Below are 15,210 nucleotides of genomic sequence, written 5' to 3'. Positions count from 1 at the left end.
CGTCATCCCGAGCGGGCCCGGGCCGGTGGTACTTTCACCGGCCCGGGCCCGCGTGCGTGTCGCTGTCCACCGCTGCCCGCAATGCGGCGACCTGGCCGGGATCGGTGACCTCCCTCGAGAAGGCGCCTGCCGTGGCGAGCCCACCGAGCCGTACGGCGAGCGGTTCGCTGACCAGGCGCTTGGCGGAGGCATGGACCGCATCGACCCCGGTGGCGAGGATCGGCCAGACGGTGGAGGCGTCGATGCCGGAGCCCGCCATCACCTGGATCCGGCCGTCCGCGAGAGCGACCAGCCGAGCGAGTTCCTCGCACGCGTCGGGGGCGCGATCGGCGCCTCCGGAGGTGAGGATGCGGTCGACGCCGAGCTCCGCCAGCAGCTGAAGGGTGGCGCCCCGATCCGCGACCACGTCGAAGGCCCGATGGAAGGTGACGTCGACGTCGGCGGCCTCGGCGCGGATCCCGGCCACCAGGTCGGTGTCGACGCCACCCTCCCGCAGCGCGCCGATCACGACGCCGTGGGCGCCGGCTTCGAGCGCGACGCGGACATCGGCCAGCAGGACGGCCCGCTCGACGGAGGAATACGTGAAGTCCCCGGCCCGTGGCCGCACCAGGACGTGGGTCGGCAGCCCGGAGGCGACAGCCGCATCGATCAGGGCGCGGGAGGGGGTCAGGCCGCCGAGGGCGAGTGCCGTGCAAAGCTCGATGCGGTCGGCACCATGGTCGCGGGCGACGGCGATCCCCTCGGGGTCCTGCACGGCGATCTCGAGCATCGGCATGGCCTCACGCTACAGCCGATGCGGCAGGCACCTCCCGTTCACCCTCACGTCACGACGCGGTCAGCGCGCCGGCCTACCGTGCGCTCGACCGTTGAATCTGAGATGACTCTGAGGAGATCAGGATGCGCAAGACGTGGGCACTGGCGGTGTCCCTTGCCGTGGCGATGGGCTCGCTGGGGATGACCACCGCCAACGCCGCTCCGGCCCCCCGCGCGGGCCAGGGCGCCGAACTGACCATGCTGGCCACCACCGACGTACACGGCCGGGTCTACAACTGGGACTACTTCGCCGACAAGGCGTACGCCGACAAGTTCGGCAACACCGTCGGGCTGGCCAACGTGGGCGGCGTGGTGGACGCGGTCCGGGCCGAGCGGGGCGCCGACTCCGTCGTCGTGGTCGACAACGGGGACGCCCTGCAGGGCACTCCACTGACCACGTACGCCGCGAAGCAGGCCCCGATCACCGAGACCGGCGCGACCCACCCGATGGCGGCCGCGTACAACGCGATCGGCTACGACGCACAGAACATCGGCAACCACGAGTTCAACTACGGCATGGACCTGCTCACCACCTACCGCGACCAGCTGAACGACCCGCTGCTCGCGGCGAACGTGCTGGACGCGACGACCGGCCAGCCGGTGTTCACGCCCTACACGATCCTCACCCGCAAGACCACCGACAACAAGCCGGTGAAGATCGGCATCATCGGCATCACCACGCCCGGCTCGATGATCTGGGACAAGGCCAACCTCGAGGGCAAGGTGACCATCGAGGACATGGTCACCTCCGCCAAGAAGTTCAGGCCGGGCTTGGGCACGGTCACGTCGATCTGGTGACCATCGAGGACATGGTCACCTCCGCCAAGAAGTGGGTGCCGCAGGTGCGCGCGGCCGGGGCCGACATCGTCGTGGTGATGAGCCACGCCGGCACCGGCCCGTCCAGCTACGACACCACCACCCTCGGCCCCGAGAACCCGTCGGACCAGATCGCCGAGCAGGTGCCCGGCATCGACGCCATCGTGATGGGCCACACCCACCAGCTGGTGACCCAGCAGTACATCGCCAACAAGGTCGACGGCACGCAGGTGCTGATGGTCCAGCCCCGCAACTTCGCCCAGACCGTCGCCGACGTCACCTTCGACCTGACCAAGGTCAAGGGGAAGTGGCAGGTCGCCAAGGCCAGCGCCGCCTCCCTCAATCCGGCCCACTACCCGGCCAGCCAGAAGGTGCTCGACGCGACCGCGGCCGACCACCGGGCGACCGTCGACTACGTCAACACCACGATCGCCACGTCCACCCAGCAGCTGCCGGCCACCGAGAGCCGCTACAAGGACACCGCGATCATCGACTACATCCAGATGGTCCAGACCGAGACGGTCACCAAGGCGCTCGCCGGCGGCCAGTACGCCGACCTGCCGGTGCTGTCGATCGCCGCGCCGTTCAGCCGCACCGCGGTCTTCCCGCAGGGCGACGTGTCCGTCCGCGACATGGCCGGGCTCTACATCTACGACAACACCCTGGAAGCCGTCGTGATGACCGGCGCCCAGGTCAAGGACTACCTCGAAAACTCCGCCAAGTACTTCGGCCAGGTCCCGGCCGGCGGCACCTTCGACCCCGAGACGATGACCCAGGTGGTGTACGGCGGCCAGACGGTCTGGGACTACAACTACGACATCATCTCCGGCGTCGACTACCAGATCGACGTCGCGCAGCCGGTCGGCCAGCGGATCGAGAACCTGACGCTGAACGGCACCCCGGTGGCCGCCGACCAGCAGTTCGTGGTCGCGGTGAACAACTACCGACGCTCCGGTGGCGGCAACTTCCCGCACATCGCCCAGGCCCCGGTGGTCTACAACGACCTTGCCGAGATCCGCCAGCTGCTGATCGACTGGGCAGTGGCGCACCAGACCCTCGACCCCGCCGACTTCTTCGTCCACAACTGGACACTCACCGTCGACGGCACTCCCGTCTCCTGAGCCGATCCTTCCGGCCGTGGACCGGCCGGCATGGACGCCGTGACCGTCCCGGTCGCGGCGTCCATCGCCGTCCCGGTGGCCTCGGCCGCCCCTGCCTCCACCGTCGATCAGCGCGCGTGAAAGAGTGGCACCCATGAGCTTCCCCCGCGACCGGCACCTCGTCGTCGCAGCCGCTCTGGTCGACGATCTGACCCGGCCGACCCGTCTGCTGGCGGCCCGCCGCCACGCCACCTCCCACGCCGGCGGCTGGGAGTTCCCCGGCGGCAAGGTCGAGCCGGGGGAGGACCCGATCGCGGCGCTGCACCGCGAGCTGGTCGAGGAGCTGTCCCTGCAGATCACCGTCGGCGCGCCGCTGCTCGGGCCGATGCCGGACGGCGCGTGGCCGATCGTCGAGGGCTGGCGGATCCGGGTCTGGCTCGCCCTTCCCGATCGCGTCGACGTACGCCCCGGTCCGGCGCACGACCGGCTGCGGTGGCTCGGCCTCGACGACCTGGACAGCGTCGGCTGGCTGCCCGCCGACGACGCGATCGTGATCGCGCTGCGGGACCTGATGATCGGCGCCGCGGCCCGCTCCTGAGCTGAGCGGGGTGCCGGTCACCGGCTGGGTGCTTCGACCACCCACGCCCCGACGCCGCCACCACGTGGCATGGTGGTGGTCGGCCCGCCTGCGGGCCGCACCGACGGCGAGGAGCACCGATGGACCGGACACACCTGCAGCACCCCCACGGATCGACCGAGCGCTGCGCGCTCCGTTCCGTCGACGCGGGGGAACAGGCGGCAGGGACGGCCGCCGAGGCGGTCTGCTGGGTGGTCCTCGAGCAGGACGGACCATGGGGTGCCAAGGCCGCGACACAGTCCCGGCTTGATCCGCAGGTCGGCGCCCGGCTGGATGCCGCCGTCAGCGCCGTCGGCGGCCGGTTCGCCCTGATGCGCGAGCCGGGCGCCCATCCCGACCGCCACCTCGCCAGTCGTCGGGTGATCGTCAGCGGCGGCCCGGCCGACCGGCCCTGGCTGGTCCGTGGCACGGTCGCCGCGCCCGAGCGGCTGCTCGAGCTGCCCGTCGACACGCTGGCCGACCCGACGCCCGACCGGCTGCTCGCCGCGCTGCCCGAGCTGGCGGCCGATCCCCGGCCGGTCCTGCTGGTCTGCACCAACGGCAAACGTGACCAGTGCTGCGCACTCGACGGTCGGCCACTGGCGGCGATCGCCCACCGGGCCGCACCCGGGCGCGTCGTCGAGACCACCCACCTCGGCGGACATCGGTTCGCCCCCACCGCCACCGTGCTGCCGTACGGGGTCTCGTACGCCCGCCTGGACCAGACGAGCATCGTGGCGGCACTGCACGCCGCAGACCTCGGCCGCATCCCGGCCGGTCTGGCCGACGCCGCCCACTACCGCGGGCGCAGCTGCCTGCAACGCCCCCAGCAGGCGGCCGAACTGGCCCAGCGCCGCGCCACCGGGGACCTGTCCCTGCCCGGCCCGCCGGTGCAGCCCGCCGGCCCGCTCGGCGAGGATCGCTGGCGGGTGACAGTCGGGGCGGGCACCGACCGGACGGTCGTCGAGGTCACCCGTACGGTCAGCGACGAACTCCGCCCCGAATCCTGTGGCACACCGCCGGTCCCGGTCGCCGGATGGCACACCCGGGTGGTCGATTGAGCGCCGCCGGGCGGCACGTCACTCGGGAAGGCTGTGGAACGCCTCACAGGTTTTACTTTTCACTATGGGATGGTTAACCTCAGGTGATACCGACGGTGTGTTGCCCCCAGCACACCCGGTGCGCGTCCGGACCGTCGGACGCGGCAGTGACGATCTGCCCCGAAGCCCGAGGAGACCCGGTGTCCCACGACCGTACGACCACCACGACCAGCCCCGGACACGCCCCCGTGGCGGAGCGCGTCCGAGGCCCCAAGAAGGACCGCTCCAACGGTCAGTGGGCCGTCGACGGCCGTACGCCGCTCAACCCCAACGAGGTCTTCAAGGCCGAGGACGACGGCATCAACGTCCGTGACCGGATCCTCGAGACGTACGCCAAGGAAGGCTTCGCGTCGATCCCGGTCGACGACCTCTTCGGCCGGATGCGCTGGTGGGGCCTCTACACCCAGCGCGACCAGACCCTCGACGCCACCCGGACCGGCAAGCTCACCGACGCCGAGCTGTCCTCGCAGTACTTCATGCAGCGGATCCGGGTCGACGGCCGCATCCTCAGCACCGAGCAGGTGCGCGCGATCGCCGCGATCTCCCAGGACCTCGCCCGCGACAGCCTGGACATCACCGATCGGCAGAACATCCAGCTGCACTGGGTGCAGATCGAGGACGTGCCCGAGCTGTGGCGTCGGCTCGACGAAGTCGGCCTGGACACCATCACCTCCTGCGGCGACACCCCGCGCGGCTTCCTCGGCAGCCCGGTGGCCGGCATCGCCGCCGACGAGATCATCGATCCCACGCCGCTGATCGAGGAGATCCGCGAGAAGTACATCAACACCGCCGCCTTCACCAACCTGCCGCGGAAGTTCAAGACGGCGATCACCGGGCACCCGAGCCTCGACGTCGTCCACGAGATCAACGACATCTCCTTCGTCGGCGTACGTCACCCGGAGCACGGGGTCGGCTACGACCTGTGGGTCGGCGGCGGGCTGTCCACCGCGCCGCGCTTCGCCGAGCGGATCGGCGTCTTCGTCCGTCCCGAGGAGGCCGCCGAGGTGTGGGCCGGCGTCATCTCGATCTTCCGTGACTACGGCTACCGCCGGCTGCGCAACAAGGCCCGGCTGAAGTTCCTGATCGCCGACTGGGGCGCGGAGAAGTTCCGCCAGGTGCTGCAGGACGAGTACCTGCACCGTACGTTGCCGGACGGCATCGCCCCGGTCTCCAACGGCACCTCCGGCGACCACGTCGGCATCCACGACCAGAAGGACGGCCGCAAGTACGTCGGCTTCGCTCCGACCGTCGGGCGGATCGGCGGGAGCCGACTGGCCAGGATCGTCGAGCTGGCCGAGGCGGCCGGCTCGCGGCGGATCAGCTTCACCCCGCACCAGAAGCTGCTCGTCCTCGACGTCGACCCGGACAAGGTCGAGGAGCTGGTCGCGGCGATGGATGCCGTCGGCCTCAGCGCCCGGCCCAGCCCGTTCCGTCGCTCGACGATGGCCTGCACCGGCATCGAGTACTGCAAGCTCGCCTTCGTCGAGACCAAGGGGCTGGCCGCCCGGGTGATCGACGAGCTCGAGGAGCGCCTCGCCGGCGTCGACCTCGACACCCCGATCAGTCTGGGGATCAACGGCTGCCCCAACTCCTGTGCCCGGATCCAGACCTCCGACATCGGCCTGAAGGGCCAGCTGCTGGGCGGCTCGGAGTTCGGCTTCCAGGTCCACCTGGGTGGAGGCCTGGCGTCGGCCGACCGTGACGAGGCCGGCCTCGGCCGTACCGTCCGCGGGCTCAAGGTGAGCGCGGAGGACCTTCCAGGCTACGTTGAGCGCGTGGTACGACGTTTCCTGGACCAGCGCCTGGCGGGGGAGACCTTCTCCGCCTGGGTGGCACGCAGTGATGACAAGGAGTTCCTGTGACGACCGCATCCGAGACCCCCATCGGTGACGGGCCGGGGCCCGTCGCCCCGTCTCCGGTCGACGGACCGGCGACGACCGACCCGTCACCGGCGAGCCATGGTCCGGGTCGGCGCCGCTCGGAGGACGAGCTGCGGGCCCTCGCCGAGGAGGCCGGCGCACGCTTCGCCGAGGCCACCGCCGAGGAGGTGCTGGCCTGGGCCGCCGAGGAGTTCGGTGACGCGCTGGCCGTCGCCTGCTCGATGGCCGGTGACACGGTGCTGCCGCACCTGGTGTCCACGCTGCACCCGGGCGTCGACGTGCTGTTCCTGGAGACCGGTTACCACTTCGCCGAGACCCTGGGCACCCGGGCCGAGATCGCCACCGTCCTGCCGGTCAACGTCATCGACGTGCTGCCCCGCCAGACGGTCGCCGAGCAGGACGCCGAGTACGGCAAGGACCTGTTCGCCCGCGACCCCGGCCGGTGCTGCGCCTTGCGCAAGGTGGAGCCGCTCGCCCGCGAGCTGGCCGGCTACGAGGCCTGGGTGACCGGGCTGCGCCGCGAGGACAACGCGCTGCGCCGCAACGCCAAGCTGGTCGAATGGGACCGGACGCACCACATGGTGAAGATCAACCCGCTCGCCGCGTGGACCTTCGACGACGTGATCGACTACGCCGGCACCCACGGCGTCCCGATCAACCCGCTGCTGACCGACGGCTACCCGTCGATCGGCTGCGAGCCCTGCACGCGTCGGGTGGCACCCGGCGAAGACCCGCGAGCCGGCCGCTGGGCCGGACTCGCCAAGACTGAATGCGGGATCCACCTGTGAGCACCGACTTCGTGACCCCTCTCGACGACGCCCCCACCCGCCCGTATGAACTCAGCCAGCTCGACATGCTGGAGAGCGAGGCGATCCACATCTTCCGCGAGGTGACCGCGGAACTGGAGCGCCCCGTGCTGCTGTTCAGCGGCGGCAAGGACTCCGTGGTGATGCTGCACCTCGCCGCCAAGGCCTTCTGGCCGGGCCGGGTGCCGTTCCCGGTGCTGCACGTCGACACCGGCCACAACTTCCCCGAGGTCCTCGACTTCCGGGATCGTACGGTCGAGCGGCTCGGGCTGACCCTGGTGGTCGCCAAGGTGCAGGACTACATCGACGACGGCCGCCTGGTGGAGCGCGCCGACGGCACCCGCAACCCGCTGCAGACCCAGCCGCTGCTCGACGCCATCGCCGCCGGCCGCTATGACGCGGTCTACGGGGGCGGGCGCCGCGACGAGGAGAAGGCCCGCGCCAAGGAGCGGATCGTCAGCCTGCGTGACGAGTTCGGCCAGTGGGACCCCCGCAACCAGCGCCCCGAGCTGTGGGACCTCTACAACGCCCGGCACCGCCCCGGCGAACACGTCCGGGTCTTCCCGCTGAGCAACTGGACCGAGCTGGAGGTGTGGCGCTACATCGAGCGCGAGAACATCGAGCTGCCCAGCCTCTACTACGCCCACGAGCGCGACGTCTTCCGCCGCGACGGCATGTGGCTGACCGACTCGCCGGTCTCCCGGCCGCGGGAGGACGAGACCGTGGTCCGCAAGCGGGTGCGCTATCGCACCGTCGGTGACATGTCGTGCACCGGCGCGGTGGAGTCCGACGCGGACAACGTGGCCCGGGTGATCGCCGAGGTCGCCGCCACCACCCTGACCGAACGGGGCGCCACCCGCGCCGACGACCGCCTCTCCGAGGCGGCCATGGAGGACCGCAAGAAGGAAGGCTACTTCTGATGAGCACGCTGCTTCGCCTGGCCACCGCCGGCTCGGTGGACGACGGCAAGTCGACCCTGGTCGGTCGGCTGCTGCACGACACCAAGTCGATCCTGGCCGACCAGATGGATGCGGTGGAGCGGGTCAGCCGTGAACGCGGTCTCACCGGGGCGGACCTGGCACTGCTCACCGACGGCCTGCGCGCCGAACGGGAACAGGGCATCACCATCGACGTGGCCTACCGCTACTTCGCCACCCCGCGCCGCTCGTTCATCCTCGCCGACTGCCCCGGCCATGTGCAGTACACCCGCAACACGGTGACCGGCTCCAGCACCGCGGACGTCATCGTGCTGCTGGTCGACATCCGCCACGGGGTGTTGGAGCAGACCCGGCGCCACCTCGCGGTCGCCTCGCTGCTGCGCGTCCCGCACGTCGTCGTCGCGGTGAACAAGATCGACCTGGTCGACTATGACGAAGCGACGTTCCGCGCGGTCGAGACCGACATCCGCCACGTCGCCAACGGCCTGGGCGTCACCGACGTCACCGTCATCCCGGTGTCGGCGCTGGTCGGCGACAACATCGCCGACCGGTCCTCGCTCACCCCGTGGTACGGCGGGGCTGCGCTGCTGGAGGTGCTGGAGGAGCTGCCCTCGGGCGACGACCCGCGCACCCAGCCGCTGCGCTTCCCGGTGCAGTACGTCATCCGCCCGCAGTCCGGCGCCCTCGACGAGCGGCACCGCGAGTACCGCGGCTATGCCGGCCGGATCGCCGCCGGGGTCGTCCGGCCCGGGGACGAGATCGTCGTCCTGCCGTCCGGCAAGCACACCCGGGTCGCCGGCATCGACCTGGCCGACAAGGAGCTCGACGAGGCGTACGCCCCGCAGTCGGTGACCCTGCGGCTGACCGACGAGATCGACATCGCCCGCGGCGACCTGATCTCGGCCGCCGGTGACCGGCCGACCCCGACCCGCGACCTCGACGCGCTGGTCTGCTGGCTGGCCGAGCGTCCGCTGGTCGAGGGGGCCCGGGTGCTGGTGAAGAACGGTGCCCGTACGGTCCAGGCCGTCGTCCGGACGATCGACGCCGCACTCGACCTCGACACCCTGGTCGGTCAGCCGGCCGAGCGGCTGGAGCTCAACGACATCGGCCGGGTGCGGCTGCACCTGGCGGCCGACCTGCCGACCGAGCCGTACGCCCGGGCCCGGCACACCGGCGCGTTCCTGCTGGTCGATCCGCAGCAGGCCGGCACGCTTGCCGCGGGCATGGTGGTCAGCACCGACCCCGACGGCAACGGCGACACCGACTGGGTGATCTGATGCCACCCCGGGGCGGCACGGTCATCCTGGCCGCGCACGGCAGCCGCGACCCCGCCGCCGCCCCGGTGGTGCAGGCGATCGCCCGCGCGGTCGCCGACCGGCTGGCGGCCCGGGTCGAGGTGGGCTGGCTGTCCACCGGCGCGCCGGCGTTCGCCGACCTCGCCGCGGCCGTCGCTCCCGACGTCGTGGTGCCGCTGCTGCTGGGGACCGGCTACCACGTGCTGGTGGACATCCCGCAGGCCCTGACCGGCGTCCCCGGCGGCCGCCCCGTGGTCACACCGCACCTGGGACCCGCCGGGGAGGTCGTCGCCGCGTTGGCCGACCGGGTGCGGGAGGTCGATCCCGCGCCGGTCGCGGTGGTGCTCGCCGCCGCCGGCACCTCCCATCCGGTGGGCCGCAGCGAGACCCGCCAGGCCGGCGACCTGCTGAGCCGGGTCCTCGGGGTCCCGGTCCTGGTGGCGTACGCCTCCGGCGCCGGCCCCGAGGTGGCCGAGGCCGTGGCGACCCTGCGGGCGTCGGGCGCGCGCCGGGTGACGGTGGTGCCGTACCTGCTCGCCCCGGGGTTCTTCGCCGACCGGATCGCCGCGGCGGCCGGGCCGGCGGGCGCCACGACGGCCGCGGTGCTGGGCGACCACCCGCAGGTCACCGGTCTCGTCGCCCGGCGCATCGTCGAGGCGTACGCAGCGGTTCCCGCCCTGCGGGAGGACCGCGCCGCGTAGAATCCGCGACATCGAGGTGCCCGATCGCCTTTCTGATGACATCGCCTTCCTGATGACGTCGCCTGCCCGACGACATCGTCTGCCGACGGCATCGCCTGCCCGACGACCGAGCGCCGCCCACGACTGGGAGGTCGGTGCCGCCATGGCCGTGTCTCGTGAACAGCGTGAAGCCCTGCTCGCCGCGGGCGCCGAACGGGCCGAGGGGATGGACCCGGAGGAGGTCACGGCGCTGCTGAGCGCTTTCTGGCGCGACCTGAGCACCCAGACGTTGGCCACCCTGCGGCCGGAGGATCTGCTGGGCGCGGCCCTGTCCCACCGGCAGCTGGCCGAGCGTCGCCTGCCGGGTGAGACCCGGGTGCGGGTGTTCACCCCCACGGTGGAGACGGACGGCTGGGGGACGCGCAACACCGTGCTGCAGATCGTCATCGACGACATGCCGTTCCTGGTGGACTCGGTGTCCGCCGCGTTGATGGCGGCGGGCGCCAACGTCCGGTTCGTCACCCATCCGCAGATGACCGTCGACCGGGCCGAGGACGGCACCCTGCGCGACGTCGCCGCCCGGGGTCCCTGGCCGACCACCGTCGGTCTCGACGAGTCCTGGATGCACTACGAGGTGGTCCGCACCACCGACCGGGAGGCGCTGGAGCTGCTGGAGACCACCGTCCGCACCGCGCTGAGCGACATCCGCAGCGCCTTCGACGACTGGACCCAGATGGCCGACCACGCCCGCGAGGCCGCCGCCGAGACGGCCGCGCTGGCCGCGTCCGGTCGGGACGACGCGGCCGCGGCGACGGACCTGCTCGAGTGGCTGCTGGACGACCAGTTCGTCTTCCTCGGGTACGTACGGTTCGACGGCGGAGCCGGTGCCGCGCAGCATGCTGTTCCCGGCACCGGGCTCGGCGTGCTGCGTCGAGCCGAGGGTGCCACTGATCTGTCGCTCGACGCCCCCGAGGCACAGGCCGCCTGGGACGCCGGCAGCCCGCTGCTGATCACCAAGGCCAACACCCGCGCCACCGTCCACCGGCGCGCCTTCATGGACCTCGTGATCGTCAAGACGTACGCCGCCGACGGCGCCGAGATCGGCAGCCACCGGTTCATCGGCCTGTTCACCTCCAGCGCCTACCACGAGTCGGTGACGAAGGTGCCCTACCTGATGTCCAAGGTGAACGCCGTCCTCGACGCGGCCGGGTTCCCGCTGGACTCGCACAGCGGCAAGGCGCTGCTCAGCGAGCTGGAGAACTACCCGCGCGACGAACTGTTCCGCTGCGACATCGCCGACCTGGCCCGCAACACGATGGCCATCGTCCAGCTGCGTGAGCAGATCCGCACCCGGCTGTTCCTCAGCCGCGACCCTTTCGGCCGGTTCATGTCCTGTCTGGTCTACCTGCCCCGGGACCGCTACAATACCGCGGCCCGGCTGGAGGTGTCGCGGATCCTGCGCGAGCGGCTCCAGGGCGAGACGGTCGACTACACCACCCGGGCCACCGAATCGCCGCTGGCCACCCTGCACTTCATCCTGCACATGGCGCCCGGCCGCACGGTCCCCGAGGTCGACCCGGACGACCTGGAGAGCCAGATCGTCGAGGCGACCCGGGACTGGGACGAGGACCTCGCCGCGGCGATGATCGACGAGTTCGGCGAGGGCCTCGGCGACCTCTACACCGAGGCGTACCGCGGTGGGTTCCCGACGGCGTACAAGGAGGCCTTCCCGCCCCGGGTCGGCGCCGCCGACCTGCGGGAGCTGGAGGGGATCGGCGCCGACGAGCTGCGGCTCAACCTCTACCGCACCCCGACCAGCCCGGCCGACGAGCGCCGGCTCAAGATCTACAGCCGCGGCTGGCTGTCCCTCAGCGGCATCCTGCCGGTGTTCACCCACCTCGGCACCGAGGTGACCAGCGAGCGTCCGTACGTCCTGGAGCGCTCCGACGGCATCGTCTTCCACGTCTACGACTTCGGTCTGCGCCCGCTCGGCGCGGCGACCTGGGAGGGGGAGGACACCCGGGCGCGGTTCCAGGAGGCGTTCGCCGCAGCCTGGGAGGGGCGTACGGAGCCCGACGAGCTGGACGGTCTGGTGCTGGCGGCCGGGCTCACCTCTCGCCAGATCGTCATCCTGCGGGCGGTGACGGGCTACCTGCGCCAGATCGGCATCGCCTACTCGCAGACCTACCTGCGCTCGGTGCTGCTCGCCCACCCCGACATCGCCGCGCTGATGGTGGAGCTGTTCGGCGTACGGTTCGACCCCGACCTGTTCGGCGGCCGGATCATCGATCCGCCGCGCCGCGAGGCCGAGGACGACCTGGTCGCCCGGCTCGACGCGATGGTCGGGGCGGTGCCCTCGCTGGAGGAGGACCGGATCCTGCGCCGCTACATCGGCGTGATCCGCGGGACGCTGCGGACGAACTACTACCAACGCGCCCACGAGGCCCCGCACGACGCCTCGACCATCCAGCCGACCGTCGCGCTCAAGCTGGCGCCGGCCACCATCCCCGGGATGCCGCTGCCGTGCCCCCAGTACGAGATCTGGGTCTACAGCCCACGGGTCGAGGGCGTGCACCTGAGATTCGGCAAGGTCGCCCGCGGGGGGCTGCGCTGGTCGGGCCGCCGGGAGGACTTCCGCACCGAGATCCTCGGGCTGGTGAAGGCCCAGATCGTCAAGAACGCGGTGATCGTGCCGACCGGGGCGAAGGGAGGCTTCTACCCGAAGGGACTGCCGGACCCGGCGGTGGACCGGGAGGGCTGGGCGACCAAGGGCCGGGAGGCGTACCAGCTGTTCGTCGCCGCGTTGCTCGACCTCACCGACAACTTCGTCGACGGGGTGGCGATCCCGCCGCCCCGGGTGGTCCGCCACGACGGCGACGACACCTACCTGGTGGTGGCGGCCGACAAGGGGACCGCCTGGTTCTCCGACATCGCCAACGCGATCGCCCGCAACTATGCGTACTGGCTGGACGACGCCTTCGCCTCGGGCGGCTCCACCGGCTACGACCACAAGGCGATGGGGATCACCGCCCGGGGCGCCTGGGAGTCGGTGAAACGGCACTTCCGCGAGCTGGACCGCGACATCCAGCGCGAGGACGTCACCGTCGTCGGGATCGGCGACATGTCCGGCGACGTCTTCGGCAACGGCATGCTGCTCTCGCCGCACATCCGGCTGGTGGCCGCCTTCGACCACCGCGACATCTTCGTGGACCCCGACCCGGACCCGGCGGTCTCGCTCGCCGAACGGCGTCGGCTGTTCGACCTGAGCCGATCCTCCTGGCAGGACTACGACCGCACGCTGATCTCCGCCGGCGGCGGGGTGTTCTCCCGTACGCTCAAGGCCATCCCGGTCAGCGAGCAGATGCGCGCGGCGCTGGGCCTGCCCGAGGAGACGGCGGAGCTGTCGCCGCACGAACTGATCCGGGCGGTGCTGCAGGCCCCGGTCGACCTGCTGTGGAACGGCGGCATCGGGACGTACGTCAAATCGACCGACGAGTCGGACGCCGAGATCGGTGACCGGGCCAACGACCCGGTCCGGATCAACGGCAGCGAGCTGCGGGTGAAGGTGGTGGGGGAGGGCGGCAACCTCGGGTTCAGCCAGCTCGGCCGGATCGAGGCCGCCCTGAGCGGCATCAATCTCAACACCGACGCGATCGACAACTCCGCCGGTGTCGACACCTCCGACCACGAGGTGAACCTCAAGATCCCGCTCACCGGCCTGATCCAGATCGGCGAACTCACCTACAAGCAGCGCAACCGGCTGCTGCGGGAGATGACCGACGAGGTCGCCCGGCTGGTGCTGGAGGACAACTACAGCCAGAACGTCCTGCTCGGTCACTCCCGGGAGCGGCGCGGCCAGCGACTCGGCGCCTACCTGCGGCTGCTGCGCTACCTCGAGGAGCGCGGCCTGCTGGACCGAGACATCGAGTCACTGCCTTCCGACGCCCGGCTGCGCGCCCGCGAGAAGGCGGACCAGGGGCTGACCAGCCCGGAACGGGCGACTCTGCTGGCGTACGTCAAGCTGGACCTCAAGCAGGCCATCAACGCCAGCGACCTGCCGGACGAGGCCTGGTTCGGCCACGAGCTGCGCAGCTACTTCCCCCGCCAGATCCTCGAACGGTTCCCCCGACTGCCCGACATCCACCCGTTGCGGCGCGAGATCATCACCACCGTCGTCGCCAACTCGGTGGTCAACCTGGGCGGGATGACCTTCGTCCAGCGGGCGTACGAGGAGACCGGGGCGACGATGCCGGAGATCGCCCGCGCACTGGTGCTGGCCCGCGAGGTCTTCGACATCGACCGGTTCATGCACCGGGTCAAGTCCCTCGACAACCTGATCGGGACGGCGGTGCAGGCCCGACTGCACCGCGAGTCGCGCCGGCTGCTCGACCGGGCGACCCGGTGGATCCTCCTGGAGCGGCCGGCGCACTCCGACCTCGGCGCGGACATCGACCGCTACCGACCCGGGGTGGCCGCCTTCGAGCAGCGGATGGACGAGCTGCTGCACGGCGCCGAGCGGGTGCGCTTCGAGACCAACGTCGCCGAACTGATGGCGGCAGGCGTCCCCGAGGACCTCGCCCGGTGGACCGAGGGACTGCTGGACGCCTTCGCCCTGCTGGACATCACCGACCTGGCCCGGCGCGCCGAGGAGGACCTCACCGACGTCGCCGAGCTGTACTTCGCGGTCACCGAGCAGTTCGACGTCGACGAGCTGCTCACCAGCATCAGCACGCTGCCCCGCGACGAGTTGTGGGACTCACTGGCCCGCAGCGCCGTCCGCGCCGACGTGTACGCCGCCGCCAAGTCCCTCACCGCTGCCGTGCTCGCCAGCACCCCGAGCTCGGGGGAGGTGGAACAGCGTCTGCAGCAATGGATCGAGGACAACGCCGCGGCCGCCCAGCGCGCACACCGCTCGCTGCAGCAGCTCCAGGAACTTCCGCAGCCGGGCCTGGCGGCGGTGTCGGTGGTGTTGCGGCACCTGCGCTCGGTGTCGCGGTCCGGCTGGGCGGGGTTGCACTGACACCGTCACACTGACCCGGGCGCACCGACCCGGTCGGGTCAGGACCGGTGCCGCCGGATCTCCCTCACCGTGCCGATCACTTCGTGGCGTACGCCACGCGGGGCTGGCCCGTACGCCTAGTCTGGGGAGGTCCCACGCCCCACGGA

General features: G+C 71.4%; 11 protein-coding genes. 10 read left to right on the top strand and 1 reads right to left on the bottom strand.

Annotated features, from left to right (window positions below):
• Positions 1-34 precede the first annotated feature (34 nt).
• Complete coding sequence (locus tag R0146_RS13405) at positions 35-775, bottom strand: copper homeostasis protein CutC (protein WP_317690353.1); 741 nt, start codon at positions 773-775, stop codon at positions 35-37.
• A 122-nt stretch (positions 776-897) separates the two neighbouring features.
• Here R0146_RS13405 and R0146_RS13400 point away from each other — a divergent pair, with 122 nt between their 5' ends.
• The 10 genes from R0146_RS13400 to R0146_RS13355 all read left to right on the top strand — a co-directional run bounded on the left by R0146_RS13400 (position 898) and on the right by R0146_RS13355 (position 15,064).
• Entirely contained in the window at positions 898-1,611 is a 714-nt protein-coding gene (locus R0146_RS13400) for a metallophosphoesterase family protein (RefSeq protein ID WP_317690352.1), read from the top strand.
• Positions 1,608-2,750, top strand: coding sequence for a bifunctional metallophosphatase/5'-nucleotidase (locus R0146_RS13395; RefSeq protein WP_317690351.1), 1,143 nt, complete (start codon positions 1,608-1,610; stop codon positions 2,748-2,750). Before R0146_RS13400 ends, R0146_RS13395 begins: the two co-directional genes overlap by 4 nt.
• Before the next feature lie 133 nt (positions 2,751-2,883).
• The gene (locus tag R0146_RS13390) at positions 2,884-3,327 is read left to right on the top strand and encodes a (deoxy)nucleoside triphosphate pyrophosphohydrolase (RefSeq protein WP_317690350.1); all 444 of its coding nucleotides are present in this window, start codon (positions 2,884-2,886) and stop codon (positions 3,325-3,327) included.
• A gap of 119 nt (positions 3,328-3,446) precedes the next feature.
• Positions 3,447-4,406 carry a ferredoxin family protein gene (locus tag R0146_RS13385; protein ID WP_317690349.1) on the top strand — a complete coding sequence of 320 codons (960 nt, stop codon included), beginning with the start codon at positions 3,447-3,449 and terminating at the stop codon, positions 4,404-4,406.
• A 179-nt stretch (positions 4,407-4,585) separates the two neighbouring features.
• The gene (locus R0146_RS13380; protein WP_317690348.1) at positions 4,586-6,307 is read left to right on the top strand and encodes a nitrite/sulfite reductase; all 1,722 of its coding nucleotides are present in this window, start codon (positions 4,586-4,588) and stop codon (positions 6,305-6,307) included.
• A 128-nt stretch (positions 6,308-6,435) separates the two neighbouring features.
• On the top strand, positions 6,436-7,113 hold the full coding sequence (locus R0146_RS13375) for a phosphoadenylyl-sulfate reductase (RefSeq protein WP_317692412.1): 678 nt from the start codon (positions 6,436-6,438) through the stop codon (positions 7,111-7,113).
• 65 nt (positions 7,114-7,178) lie between these two features.
• Positions 7,179-8,051 (top strand): sulfate adenylyltransferase subunit CysD, encoded by an 873-nt coding sequence (cysD, locus tag R0146_RS13370; RefSeq protein ID WP_411567207.1) that lies wholly within the window; start codon positions 7,179-7,181, stop codon positions 8,049-8,051.
• Entirely contained in the window at positions 8,051-9,346 is a 1,296-nt protein-coding gene (locus tag R0146_RS13365) for a sulfate adenylyltransferase subunit CysN (protein WP_317690346.1), read from the top strand. Before cysD ends, R0146_RS13365 begins: the two co-directional genes overlap by 1 nt.
• Entirely contained in the window at positions 9,346-10,065 is a 720-nt protein-coding gene (locus R0146_RS13360) for a sirohydrochlorin chelatase (RefSeq protein ID WP_317690345.1), read from the top strand. Before R0146_RS13365 ends, R0146_RS13360 begins: the two co-directional genes overlap by 1 nt.
• Positions 10,066-10,207: 142 nt before the next feature.
• Positions 10,208-15,064, top strand: coding sequence for an NAD-glutamate dehydrogenase (locus tag R0146_RS13355; RefSeq protein WP_317690344.1), 4,857 nt, complete (start codon positions 10,208-10,210; stop codon positions 15,062-15,064).
• Positions 15,065-15,210: the final 146 nt, after the last annotated feature.

Source organism: Raineyella sp. LH-20 (assembly GCF_033110965.1).
Lineage (GTDB): Bacteria > Actinomycetota > Actinomycetes > Propionibacteriales > Propionibacteriaceae > Raineyella.
The sequence above is the reverse complement of the archived record's forward strand: the minus strand, read 5'-3'. Positions and strand labels throughout refer to the sequence as shown.